Raw genomic sequence first — 13,366 nt, forward strand, 5'->3', positions numbered from 1 at the left:
ATATTTATTCAAATCATTATAAACCGCAATTTATGTCATAATTATTCTTATTCAAAATAGCAAGTTCATAAGCCTTAACATATTCTTTAGCACTTTTCTCCCAAGAATTATCTATTTTCATAGCCCTTTTCTGCATAGCAGTAAATCTATCTCTGTGATCATAATAAACACTTACAGCCCAGCCTATAGTATTATATAATGCTGAAGAAGTAGAATCATAGAATTTAAATCCTGTACCCTCTCCTGTTTCCTCATTATAATTCTCAACAGTATCTTCAAGCCCACCTGTAGCATGAACTATAGGTAAAGTGCCGTATCTTAAAGAGTACATTTGATTAAGTCCGCAAGGCTCAAATAAAGAAGGCATTACAAACAAATCGCATCCTGCCTCTATCAAATGTGATAATTCATTATTATAACCGATATAAGAACCTACTCTTCCAGGATATCTCTTAGGTATATCTCCAAAGAAACCTTCAAGCCCTTTGTCTCCTGTACCAAGTATACAAAACTGAACTTTCATATTATTAACTAAAGAATCTATTATAGAAGCTATAAAATGATATCCTTTCTGATCAACAAATCTTCCTATTGCCCCTATCAAAACAACATCATCATCTTCCTCAAGTAAAAATCTTTTCTGAAGTTCTCTTTTACATACCTTTTTACCTTCCATCTTATCTGCAGAAAAATTTTCAGGTATAAATTTATCTTTTTCAGGAGACCAAACATTTTCATCAATACCATTAAGTATTCCGAAAAAACTTGTTGTCTTATTCTGTAAATAAGGAGCCATACCATGACCTCCGTAAGGAGATGAAATTTCTCTTGCATAAGTAGGACTTACAGTAGTAACTACATCAGAAAAGAATATTCCGCCTTTAAGCAAATTTATATTACCATGATCCTCAAAAGTATCAGGACTAAAATTATTCCAGCCTAAACCTAAATAATCATAAGTTGTAGCAGCATTATATATACCTTGATAATTTGCATTATGTATAGTAAGCATACTAGCGGCATGTCCTACTGTATCATTCCAGTGCCAAGTTTTTATATATGCTGGAATAGCAGCTGTCTGCCAATCATTAGCATGAACCACATCTACATTTAACTGCAAATCCTTACATAATTGTAAAGCAGCACGAGAAAAGAATCCGAATCTCCAAGCATTATCCTGATAATCATTGAAAGAAGAATCATGATAAAGCCCTTCTCTGCTGAAAAAATTATGATGTTCTATGAAATAAAAATCAATTCCATCTTTTACAGTCTTAAATACCGAACACCATTCTTCTCCATTACCCATCCATACTCCCATAGTAGGAAGAACATTCTCTAAATAACAATCTTGAAAATTAATATCTCTATATTTAGGAAGCACTACAAAAGCTTCTACATCTAGTTTCTTTAAATAAATAGGCAAAGCACCAACAACATCAGCAAGTCCTCCTGTTTTTATAAATGGTGTTGCTTCAGAAGATGCTATCATAACTTTCATTTTTGACATATAAAACTCCTAAAAACTAGAATATATTTTTAAATATATAACTTTATTTAAAAACTTCAAGCGAAATTATGAATTTAGAATATTATTTAAGAAAAAAAGTTTAATAATAAAAAAATTCTATTATATATAATTTTTATAAGTTATATATTAATCTCTAATATTTCTAAAACTTTATCTCCGGCAGGTACTTTTATAGTTACAACATCACCGACTTTCTTAGATAATAATCCTTTAGCAATAGGAGTTACTATAGTTATTTCATTTTTACTCATATCTGCTTCTAATTCACCCACTATTCTATATTCAAAAACCGCATTTCTAGTTTTATCTTTAACTTTTACCCTTTTACCAAAAGTTACGGTATCTTTATCCAAATTAGCAGGATCTATTATTTCACAGCCTGCCAAATCACTTTCCAACTTTGATATTTGAGCATTCAATAATCCCTGCTTTTCTTTGGCAGCATGATACTCAGCATTTTCTTTTAAATCGCCTTTTTCTCTAGCCTCAGCAATAATAGCAGGCAAAGTTTCAAACTCAGCCTTTAATTCAGCAAGTTTAGATTTAGCTTTATCATATCCTTCTTTTGTTATTGGTTTAGCCATTTTCAATATCCTTAAAATTAGTAATTTTGATATTATAAACTATTTTTAAAATATTTACAAACAAAAAAGATTAATGATTAATCTTAAAATCAGATAATTTATATATTATTAAATTCATATCTCCAATAGCTTTAAAAGAATATTCATCAGGATAATATCGGCTAGAAAATACCATCTCGCCTTCATTTATAAATATCTCTATAGCCGAAGTATCTATCAATATTCTTAAATTTTCTAACTTTTCTAAATCAGCACTTCTTTTATATCTTCCGCCGCCTATTTTCTTTCCTATATCGTTTACAAACTCTAATATAAATTTATTATCTCTATATTTAATAGAAACACCTTCTGAAATTAATAATTCAAAACTCTCAGAACTTTTTATATTATCAATTAAAACTTCATAAGAGCTAATATCTTTAGAAATTAAACTATCAGATAATGAATCATAAGAACATTTATTTTCAAATATTTTTTTCTCTCTTAATTTATCCAAACTTCTATGCGGCCTTTGATAAAGTTTTCCATTTTTGAAACTCAACTCTCTAGCTGCAGTAAGACAATGCTGCCAGCCGTATTGAACAGTTAAATTTTTATGATAATCTTCAGTATCAGGAACTCCCATCCAGCCTATAATAATTCTATTTCCATTCTCATCTAAAAATGTCTGCGGAGCATAAAAATCAAATCCTCTGTCAAGAACTGTAAAATCATTAACCTCTATATATTCCTCATTTTTATAATCATCATTAATTAAAAAATATCCAGAAAGGTATATATTTTCGTATACGCTTTCAATTTGTTTCACACCTTGAGGACATGTTATTAAAATATTTTGTCCTTCTAAATTAAATAAGTCAGGACATTCCCACATATATCCGAATCTACATTCAGACTTTACTGTGTTTGTATGTTTCCAATTCCTTTTATCTTCAGACTTAAATATTAATACTTCTCCAATATCATTATTTCTGTCTATACCATATTTTCTGGCACCTTGAACCATATAATAAGATTCATCTTCTTTCCATACTTTAGGATCTCTTATATGATTAGTTATATCTTTAGGATAATCTTTCATTTCCATTAAACATTCTTTTTCAGAGAAGTTAATACCATCTTCGGAGACAGTAAGCATAGTATTAGCCTCTCTTCCGCTTTCTATGTAATCATGACTGCCTAAAAGTTTTACATTTCCTGTATAATAAACATATAACTTATTATCTTCTATAAAGGCAGAACCTGAATACACGCCATGACAATCATATTTTTCATCAGGATATATAGCAGCTCCAACATATTTATAATTTATTAAGTCTTTACTTATGTAATGTCCCCAAAATTTTAATCCGCCTCCAACATCAAATGGAGAATACTGAAAAAATATATGATACTCTCCTTTAAAGTATGATAAAGCATTTGGATCATTGAGCCAGCCTACAGGAGGCATTAAATGAAAATTTAATCTCCATTTATTGTTATTATCATTAAAATATTCAATTTCTTTTCGTTTTATTGCTTCTTCAAAAACTTTACTAACCAACCTCATTTCATTTCCCTTATGTAATAATACTTAATATCATGTATACAAAATATATACATGATATTAAGTGAATAAATTATTTTATTGGATTTATGTAGAATTATTTTGTAAGTGTCTATTTTAATTTTACTCATCATCTTCCTGCATATACTCATCAGGAACCCCAAAAAACCAAGTAATAGTAAAAGATAAAACCACAGTAATTAAAGCAACCGCAGCATAACCAGCTAACTGCTTTCCATCATAAATATAAAGCAATACACCAGGTATTCCTGTAACTCCATTAGCAGTAGCCTGTAAATTTAATAATCTTGCTATTAATCCTGTTATACCGGCAGCAATAGCACCGCAAACCATAGGTTTTATTCCGTATCTTATATTTATACCAAATATGGCAGGTTCTGTTATGCCAAGCCAAGCCGATAATGCCGCACCATATCCCATAGCTTTTACACTTTTTCTTCTAGTTTTCAATGTAACAGCCAAACAAGCAGCACCTGCAGCTAAATTAGCAACGGATAAAAGAGGATTAATAGGGTTGAAAGAAGTAGCAGCAAGCAATGATATTTCTACCAAATTCATTATATGATGTACTCCTGTTACAACTATAAATATTATTCCAAACCCTATTATAAATCCTCCTATTCCAAAAGGTAACGATAAAGAAAAATTTATAGCTATCAATATCCATTGTTCGACTATATGGAAAATTGGTCCTATCACAGCTAAAGATAATAATAACATTATAAGTAATGTTAAAAATGGTGTTGCTAGTATGTCTATTATATTTGGTATTACTTTTCTTAAATTCAATTCTATTTTAGCACCTATAATACCAGAAATAAGTGCAGGAAGTACGCTTCCTTGATATCCCACTATAGGTATAAATCCGAATAACATTATAGGCTTAACTCCGCTGTCAGGATTGGCTACCAAATAAGCGTTAGGTAAAGCAGGAGAAACAAGCATTAACCCTAATAATATACCTAATATAGGAGAGCCTCCAAAAACTCTGAATGTTGACCAACATACCAAAGCAGGCAAAAATGCAAATGTAGTTTCTGTAAGAACAGTCATTAATGTCATAACAGAAACAGGTATATTTGATACTTTTAAATTAAATAGTCCCAAAAAGCTGTCATTAATTAAAGCACCTTTAAAACCTAAAAATAAACCTGTGGCAATCATAGCAGGCATTATTGGTACAAATACATCAGCAAATATACGAATAAACTTTCTAAAATTATTTTTCTCTCCCACTTTTTTAGTTTCTTCTGTATCTTGCTTTGCTGCACCTGTAACACCCAAATTAATAATTTCAGCATAAACTTTATTTACAACTCCGCTACCCAATATTATCTGATATTGACCAGAATTGAAAAATACACCTTTAACACCTTCTATTTTCTGAACTTCTGAATCCTTTATGCTATCCCTAGTTTTTACTATTAATCTTAATCTAGTGGCACAGAAAGTTGCAGAAATAATATTATCTTTATCAACTACTCTAATAATTTCTTCAGCAGTTTTTTTATAATTGATAGCCATAATAAAAATCCTATTGAAATTGTTATATAATGTAACCGGTTACATTATATATTATAACAATATCTTTATATTTGTCAAGTATTATATATATTTTTATAAAATAATTATATAAATTTGTATTTTGATATAAAAAGTATATAATTTATTAATAGACTTATTTCAAAAGTATTGAACAAGATTATGTATAAAATTGTAGTAATTTATTAATTATAAAAACAATATTTTATATGTTGTATAAATTATTATTTTTTATTACTGCTAATAAAAATTGTTTGCTATACGCTCACAATTTTTATGTTTGGTTTTATGGTATTTAAAAATTATTATTTTTATAGATAAATACACTGTTTTGCTTTTTGACACATGCCGTAGGTACACTTCTCTAGGTATACTTATTCGGTACGCATATTGGGACGAAAGCATCACAAAACAAGTGAGCTGTTTACTTTATATGCTAGTGTGCACAATTATAAATAAAATTATTTTTTAAATAATTCTAATATTAGGGTAGTAAAAATGGGTACAAATAAAAAAATTACAATGAAAGAAATAGCTGAAATTGCCGGCGTAACAAAAACTACTATATCCAGATACTTTAATGGCGGATATCTAAAAGAAGAAACAAAAAAAAGAATTAAAGAAATAATATCTGAATATGATTATGAACCAAATACATTTGCAAGATTAAAAGCAAAAAAAAGTCATATTATAGGAATAATAGTACCAGCTTTAGACTCTACAGTTGGAGCAAGAGTATTAACAGGGATAGAGAAAACACTTAGAGAAAAACATTATATGCCTATAATAATGAATACAAATCATCAGCATAAATTAGAACTGCAGTATATAGAAAAATTGAAGAGATTAAATGTTGATGGTATAGTATTGAGTGCTACATATATCACTGAAGAACATAAAAACATATTAAAAAAATTAGATATACCAATAGTAATTTATGGACAAGAATGCAGTGAGGTAATAAGCATAGTTAATGATGATTATAATGCAGGTATAGATATAGGAAAATACATAGGTAGTAAAAATCATAAAAATATAGGATTTATAACAGTAGATGAGAATGACATTGCTGTGGGAATAACAAGAAGAAACGGGGTATTAGATGGGTTAAAAAAATACAGCATAGAAAATATAAAAATAGAAGTAGCAGACTTTTCCTATGAGAAAGCAAAAACAGCTGCTGAAAAATTATTAAAAAATAGAGATATTGATGCTATAGTATGTTCAACTGACAGACAGGCATTGGGGGTATATAAAGTATTAAAAGAAATGGGGTTAAAAATTCCAGATGATGTATCTGTAATATCTTTCGGAGGATATGATATCGATGAAATAATAGAGCCGGAACTTTCAACAATAAAATTCGATTCTTTTAATGCTGGAGTATGCACAGCAAATACATTGATAGATTTAATTAATAATATAAAAGTAAAAGAAGTTATATATGTTAATTATGAATTTTTAGAAAGAAACAGTGTAAGATAAATAAAAAACAACCTGCTAGAAAAATTATAGTAGGTTGTTTTTTAATTTTTTAAAAAATATTTTTAAATAATCAATTACAATCAATATCTATATAATCACCCAATTTAAAATGATTATTAAAGTCGGTATAATTATCTAAAGTTTTTCTCTTTATAAATTTTCCGTCTCCCTTACTGCCTAAAAACTCATTATCTTTGAATACTATTTTTCCTCTTGATATAACAGTATCCACAGAACATAAAAGTTCCATTCCTTCATAAGCGGTATAATCGCATGCTCCATGCATATTTGATTTTGTAATTATAGATTTTTTATTAGGATCTATTATAGTAATGTCAGCATCAGCATTTGGTATAATAGCACCTTTCTCTGGATAAAGTCCGTATATCAAAGCTGGATTATAGCATAAAGTTTCAACAAATTTATTAATTGTTATTCTTCCTTTCATAACACCTTCAGAAAACATTAGCGGGTATCTCTCCTCAACTCCGCCTGCTCCATTAGGGCATTTAGTAAAATTATCTTTTCCTTTTACTTTATCAGTTTCATAATTAAAAGGACAATGATCTGTCGCTATAACCTGAATATGTCCTTGAGCAATAGCTTTCCATAATCTTTCACTGTCTTCTTTCTTTCTTAAAGGGGGAGACATTACAAATTTAAGTCCGTCTTCTCTGTCGTACTCTTTATCTGTCAAAACCAAATATTGAGGGCAAGTTTCAGAGAAAATATTTTTATGACCCAAAGCCCTAGCATTAACTATCTCATCAACACTCTTTCCAGCAGAAGTATGCACTATATATACAGGGGCATTTCCAGCTATAACAGATAAATGTATGATTCTATTAACTGCCTCTGCCTCTGCTTCTGAAGGTCTGCTTATAGGGTGATAATGTGCAGAAGTTTTACCCTCTTCAACAAATTTCTTTTTTAAATACTCTATAACATAATGATTTTCAGCATGAAAAGCAGAAACAGCATTAATCTCTTTCATCTTCTTTAATACACGCACAACATTATCATCTTCTATTTTATAGTTATAAGTTAAATAAAGTTTTGTACTTTGCAAACCTTCTTCTTTAGCTAATACTTCAAGACCTTTAAGCACATCTTCATCAACATGCTGTAAAACTCCATGAAAACTATAATCAATAACAGCCTTATTCTCAGCAAGAGTATGATAATATTTTAATTGATGAAATACATCGCAGCCTTTAGGTCCGAACCCCATATGATCAACTATAGTAGTAGTACCTCCGCAAGCAGCAGCAATAGTTCCTGTATAGAAATCATCAACCGCTCTCCCTATGCCGACATCTATATCCATATGAGTATGAACATCTATTCCTCCAGGCATAACATATTTACCTGAAGCGTCAATAATCTCAGCATCATCGCATTTTAAATCAGCACCTATTTTAGAAATTTTTTCATCTTCTATTAATACATCAGCTTTATAAGTTTCTGAAGCATTAACTACAGTACCGTTTTTTATAATAATTTTTTTCATATTATAGTCCTATAATTATAACTTTTATTATTTATACATAAAAAATTTAATCACAAAAAGTATCTAACTAACTGTATTTCAATAAGTATCTCTTTACCGCCTTTGGTTTTGCTTTAACATCACCTTCAGCGGAATAGAGTCTCTTAAATTCTAATTTTCCGCTAAATTGTAAATATTTATTATTTCAATATTTCTTACAGAATCAAAACCAGCATCATACAGCATTAATAATATTTTCTAGTATATCTTCATCCCCCCTCAATACCAATTAGATATCGTACAAACAAATCATTAAGTATGTTAATCTTTTTCATAGCTTAATTATACTAAAAATTTTATTAATAGCAATTTATAAAACCAAAAAACTATATAATTGACAGAAAATAATTTTAAATATAGAATACAATTATATGCGATAAACATATGTTGGTATAGGGGGTATATATGAAAAAAGTATCTATTATATTTATATTATTCTTGTTTAATATTCTTTTGTATTCTAAAACTTTAGATGAATCGTTATTTTCCGCTGTAGAAGATAATAATATAAAAAAAGTTCAATCATATTTAGAGCAAGGTGCAAACTGTAATGCATTAGATTCTTATGATAGAACAGCTTTAATAAATGCTTCTGTATGCGGATATGATGATATAGCAAAATTACTTATAAAAGAGGGTACTGATGTCAATATTCGAGATAAAGCAGGTGCTACAGCATTAATGTATACTGCTAGAGATACAAATTATGAAATGGTTGAATTTTTATTAAAAAATGGTGCCGATGTAAGCTTCATTAAAAATTAAAAAATCTCGCTTTAAGGCTCTAGCAAATGAATTTGCTAGACGCTCGATTTTTTAATACATTCATCTTGAAACGCTAACTATTTTTTATTGATTATTAATAAAAATTGCTTCATTAAAAATTAAAAAATCTCGCTTTAAGGCTCTAGCAAATGAATTTGCTAGACGCTCGATTTTTTAATACTCATCTTGAAACGCTAACTATTTTTTATTGATTATTAATAAAAAATTGCTTCATTAAAATTAAAAAATCTCGCTTTAAGGCTCTAGCAAATGAATTTGCTAGACGCTCGATTTTTTAATATAAAAAAATAGAAAAAAATAATGCTAATTATAATAGCATAATGCTTGAACAGAATCTCAAGAATTTTAAAGAACTATCCGGCTTGAAAAAAGTACAGAAAGATTTAGAAGATTCTATCTTAGTAAATAATTCCAAATATGATGAATTGATAAATCAATTAGAAAGTAAAACAGAAGATAATAAAAAAGAAATAGATGTATTAAACACTAGATTTGAGGAAGTCAGAGAAGAACAAACTAAATTCCTAGAAGAAGAAAAAGAAAATTTAAATAATCTCAAAGAAGAATTATCCAATAGTATTACTGAAACTATAGATGAAAAAATAGAAAAAAATAATGCTAATTATAACAGTATAATGCTTGAACAGAATCTCAAGAATTTTAAAGAGATATCAGATTTAAGAAAAAATTATAAAGATTTGGAAAATAGTATAAAAGAAAATATTTCTAATACAGTTTATGCTTCAGTTAATGAAAATAATTCCAAATACGATGAATTAATAAATCAATTAGGAGTAATAAGTTATTCTTCTGCATCTATATTTATGAACTGGCTAAATACTAAAACAGGCGGAAATTATAATATTTACAGAGAAATAGCATATTCTAGTTCTTCATTAACAAGTGAAGAAAGACTTACAGGTATTACATCTAAATATGGTCTTGGAGATAATATGTTTTGAATTTAAATAACACTTGGGCGGGTGTTAAGTATTCTAATTTGGCTTTAAATATAATTAATACTAAAATTCAAAATGCAGCGGTAAAGCATAAAGGGCGGGGTATGTAATTAAAGTTTAAAAAAATTAATTACATTTTCCCACCCTTTAGGCTTATGGCTTTAATTTATAATTATCATTTTTCTTTTATTTTTTATCTAATTAGAATTTTTAGCTGCCCACCCAAGATTTTTTTAAATTTATTGTATTATCACCGCACGCAGAATGAAGACAAAAATATAAATTTATTTTTAATTCAAATTTTATTATATCATAAATTTTATTTACCGTGCGTTAAGCAGTTTTTGAATTTAAATAACACTTGGGCGGGTGTTAAGTATTCTAATTTGGCTTTAAATATAATTAATACTAAAATTCAAAATACAGCGGTAAAGCATAAAGGGTGGGGTATGTAATTAAAGTTTAAAAAAATTAATTACATTTTCCCACCCTCTAGGCTTATAACTTTTATTTGTAATTGTCATTTCTATTTTCTTTTTTATCTAATTAGAATTTTTAGCTGCCCACCCAAGATTTTTTTAAATTTATTGTATTATCACCGCACGGTAAACATTTTTTTATTTATTATTAACATCATATAAAATAATTTTTTTCCAAGAGATTAAGGGGCGGGTGGGCGGGCTGAATAAATATTCATTAAATATTAATATTAACATAATATAGTTGACATAATTAATAAATAATATTATTGTTTTAGCGGAGAAATAAAAATGAAAAATGATAAATTAACCAAAGAAGAAATTAAAATAAGTAAATTTGTTAGTTTGGTATTAAGGCATAAACCTGAAAATATAGGACTCACATTATCAAAAGATGGTTGGGCTAATGCTTATCAATTAATAGAAAAAATAAAAGCTACAGGAAGAAATATAAAAGAAATACTTGAAAGAGTAGTATTATACAATGATAAAAAAAGATTCAGTTTTAATGAAGATCATACTTTAATAAGGGCAAATCAGGGACATAGTATAAATGTAGATTTAGAATTTGAAGAAAGAGAACCGCCAGAAATATTGTTTCATGGGACTTCTGTTGATAATATAGACAGTATAAAACTTGAAGGTATAAAGAAAATGGGCAGACTTTATGTGCATTTATCTATTATTGAAGAAACTGCTAAAAAAGTAGGTGAGCGTCATGGAAAGCCTGCGATAATAAAAATTGATTCTAATCAAATGTATGAAAATGGTATTAAATTTTATTTGTCTGAAAATAAAGTGTGGTTATGCGATTATGTTGATCCTAAATATATTGTTGATATAATTAAATAATAATTTTTAAATACTAGAAAACTAAATATAAAAATTGTGAGCGTATAGTAAATCCATTTACTATACATTTTTTAGCTAACAATTTTTATTAGTAGTAATAATTAAATAATAAATTTTATATACATACCCCGCCCATTATATTTTATAGCCTCGTTTGTATAATACAATTTTTATTATTTTTTTAATCTTAATTAGAAATTATAGCTCCCACCCAAGTTTTTATTAAGCTGGGAAAATTTTTTACGCACGATTTATTTTTATTAGTTTATGTACTAAATAAGAAAAATAATATATTTATATTTTTTAATTTATTTACCGTGCGGATTTATATTAACATAATATAGTTGACATAATTATATATTTGGTTATCATATTAAAATTGATAAATATAATAATTAAAATAAAAGAGAATAAATTATGAAGAGATATGTTTTTATAATAGTTCTATTGATAAATATATTTTTATTATCATGTTCTAGTAGTAAATTATCTAGTGATGGTATAGTTGTATCAGTTGGAGGAATGCCTAGCAGTTTGGACCCAGCATTTGCTAAGGGTATAAATACAGCTGTTTACATAACACATACTTTTGAAACATTAACTCAAAGAGATGAAGACGGTACAATAATTCCTGCACTCGCTGAAAGCTGGGAGGCTATGAGTAACAATACGGTTTATATATTTCATTTAAGAAAAAATGCTAAATGGTCAGACGGAAAAGATTTAACGGCTAATGATTTTGTATATAGTTTAAGAAGATTGATAGACCCAAAAGTAGCTTCTCCTTTTTCTTTGGGCTTTGATATAATAAAGAATGCTCAGAGTATAATGAAAGGAGAAAAGAGTTTAGAAGAACTTGGAGTTTATGCTTTAGATGATTATACATTAAAAATTGAGCTTGATATACCGCTTCCTTATTTTGAGGAGGCTATGGCTAGCGATATTGCCTCACCTGTGAGAAGTGATATTATAGAAACTTACGGAGAGGATTGGGCTTTAACTAAAGATCATTACATTGGAAACGGACCTTATATAATGACAGAATATGATGAGGCTGTAAAAATAGTAATGGAGAAAAATCCTTATTATTGGGATAAAGATAATGTAAAGGCTGAAAAAATAACTTTTGAGTTTTTAGAAGATGTGAACACTGCAGTTGCGGCAATTTACGGAGACAGTATAATGTTTTATCCTGAAGCACCTGAGAATGAGAGGGCTTCTTTAATAGAGCAGGGTATAGGAAGAGAAGCAGATATAACATCTATTGCATACTATATGGTAAACTTGAAAAGAAAGCCGTTTACTAATCCTTTGGTTAGAAAGGCATTAGCACTTGGAATAGACAGAAATTATATAGTAAATAATGTTTTAGGCGGAGGGAGAGTTGCTGCTGATGGATTTGTTCCTATCAATGTAAAAATAGGTACTAATGATTTCAGAGAGCATGCTCCAGAATATATTTCTCTAAAAGAAAGCGATTATCAGAAAAATATTGAAGAGGCTAAAAAACTTCTTACAGATGCAGGATATAGTGATATAAAAAAATTCCCTATTATAGAATTAATCACAACTACTAATCCTTCATCTTTATTTGTTGCAGAAGCTATTCAAAACATGTATAAAAATAATTTAGGTATAGATTTAAAATTAAGATATGAAGAGCCTACATCATATTTGCAGTCAATAAAAGATGGAAGTTTCCAGATGATTAAGGCAGGAACTAGTGTTGCTTATAATCAGGCAGCTGGTTATTTAAGACTTTTTCAGCTTGACGGACTTGGTAATGACGGCGGATATACGAATGCAGTTTATGATTATTTAGTTGATATTGCTATGACAAATGCTAATGAAGATATAAGAATAAAAGCTGCTTATGATGCAGAGCGTATACTTATAGAAGAGGATATGGCTATAATACCTATATATTATGATAAGGCTACTATTATGCAGAGCAAAAAACTTCATGGTGTAAAATATGATATTTTTTCTATATATGATTTTAGGAATGCTTATATAGAGTAATTAAAATAAA

The 13,366-nt window shown here is 28.4% G+C and carries 9 protein-coding genes and 2 pseudogenes; 5 read left to right on the forward strand and 6 right to left on the reverse strand.

What is annotated here, in order from left to right; all coding sequences use genetic code 11:
- Positions 1–16 precede the first annotated feature (16 nt).
- From glgA to BFL38_RS08665, 4 genes are all read right to left on the reverse strand, one after another.
- Positions 17–1,510 (reverse strand): glycogen synthase GlgA, encoded by a 1,494-nt coding sequence (gene glgA / locus BFL38_RS08650; RefSeq protein WP_069726678.1) that lies wholly within the window; start codon positions 1,508–1,510, stop codon positions 17–19.
- Between the two features lie 140 nt (positions 1,511–1,650).
- Positions 1,651–2,115, reverse strand: coding sequence for a GreA/GreB family elongation factor (locus tag BFL38_RS08655; protein WP_069726679.1), 465 nt, complete (start codon positions 2,113–2,115; stop codon positions 1,651–1,653).
- Positions 2,116–2,185: 70 nt separating this feature from the next.
- Positions 2,186–3,664 (reverse strand): glycoside hydrolase family 32 protein, encoded by a 1,479-nt coding sequence (locus BFL38_RS08660; protein WP_069726680.1) that lies wholly within the window; start codon positions 3,662–3,664, stop codon positions 2,186–2,188.
- A 120-nt stretch (positions 3,665–3,784) separates the two neighbouring features.
- Complete coding sequence (locus tag BFL38_RS08665) at positions 3,785–5,206, reverse strand: PTS transporter subunit EIIC (RefSeq protein ID WP_069726681.1); 1,422 nt, start codon at positions 5,204–5,206, stop codon at positions 3,785–3,787.
- Positions 5,207–5,722: 516 nt separating this feature from the next.
- On the opposite strand from BFL38_RS08665, the gene BFL38_RS08670 reads away from it, so the two are divergent.
- Complete coding sequence (locus BFL38_RS08670) at positions 5,723–6,709, forward strand: LacI family DNA-binding transcriptional regulator (RefSeq protein WP_069726682.1); 987 nt, start codon at positions 5,723–5,725, stop codon at positions 6,707–6,709.
- 70 nt (positions 6,710–6,779) lie between these two features.
- On the opposite strand, the gene hydA is transcribed toward BFL38_RS08670, so the two are convergent.
- Both hydA and BFL38_RS15490 read right to left on the reverse strand, forming a co-directional pair.
- Positions 6,780–8,219: a dihydropyrimidinase gene (gene hydA / locus BFL38_RS08675; protein WP_069726683.1), complete on the reverse strand. Its 1,440-nt coding sequence runs from the start codon at positions 8,217–8,219 to the stop codon at positions 6,780–6,782.
- Between the two features lie 65 nt (positions 8,220–8,284).
- Positions 8,285–8,533: pseudogene (locus BFL38_RS15490) on the reverse strand (Rpn family recombination-promoting nuclease/putative transposase); the annotation flags it as partial.
- Positions 8,534–8,663: 130 nt separating this feature from the next.
- On the opposite strand from BFL38_RS15490, the pseudogene BFL38_RS08680 reads away from it, so the two are divergent.
- The 4 genes and pseudogenes from BFL38_RS08680 to BFL38_RS08695 all read left to right on the forward strand — a co-directional run.
- Positions 8,664–9,008 (forward strand): annotated as a pseudogene (locus BFL38_RS08680) (ankyrin repeat domain-containing protein); the annotation flags it as partial.
- Between the two features lie 398 nt (positions 9,009–9,406).
- Complete coding sequence (locus BFL38_RS08685; protein WP_256097232.1) at positions 9,407–10,006, forward strand: hypothetical protein; 600 nt, start codon at positions 9,407–9,409, stop codon at positions 10,004–10,006.
- A 767-nt stretch (positions 10,007–10,773) separates the two neighbouring features.
- A complete protein-coding gene (locus BFL38_RS08690) occupies positions 10,774–11,334 on the forward strand; it encodes an RNA 2'-phosphotransferase (RefSeq protein WP_069726686.1) in 561 nt (186 codons plus the stop codon).
- A 417-nt stretch (positions 11,335–11,751) separates the two neighbouring features.
- The gene (locus tag BFL38_RS08695) at positions 11,752–13,356 is read left to right on the forward strand and encodes a peptide ABC transporter substrate-binding protein (protein WP_069726687.1); all 1,605 of its coding nucleotides are present in this window, start codon (positions 11,752–11,754) and stop codon (positions 13,354–13,356) included.
- Positions 13,357–13,366: the final 10 nt, after the last annotated feature.

This window comes from Brachyspira hampsonii, assembly GCF_001746205.1.
Lineage (GTDB): Bacteria > Spirochaetota > Brachyspiria > Brachyspirales > Brachyspiraceae > Brachyspira > Brachyspira hampsonii_B.

Coding starts and splice junctions, on each gene's coding strand:
- glgA (WP_069726678.1), bottom strand. CDS start 1,510: ATGTCAAAAATGAAAGTTATGATAGCATCTTCTGAAGCAACACCATTT.
- BFL38_RS08655 (WP_069726679.1), bottom strand. CDS start 2,115: ATGGCTAAACCAATAACAAAAGAAGGATATGATAAAGCTAAATCTAAA.
- BFL38_RS08660 (WP_069726680.1), bottom strand. CDS start 3,664: ATGAGGTTGGTTAGTAAAGTTTTTGAAGAAGCAATAAAACGAAAAGAA.
- BFL38_RS08665 (WP_069726681.1), bottom strand. CDS start 5,206: ATGGCTATCAATTATAAAAAAACTGCTGAAGAAATTATTAGAGTAGTT.
- BFL38_RS08670 (WP_069726682.1), top strand. CDS start 5,723: ATGGGTACAAATAAAAAAATTACAATGAAAGAAATAGCTGAAATTGCC.
- hydA (WP_069726683.1), bottom strand. CDS start 8,219: ATGAAAAAAATTATTATAAAAAACGGTACTGTAGTTAATGCTTCAGAA.
- BFL38_RS08690 (WP_069726686.1), top strand. CDS start 10,774: ATGAAAAATGATAAATTAACCAAAGAAGAAATTAAAATAAGTAAATTT.
- BFL38_RS08695 (WP_069726687.1), top strand. CDS start 11,752: ATGAAGAGATATGTTTTTATAATAGTTCTATTGATAAATATATTTTTA.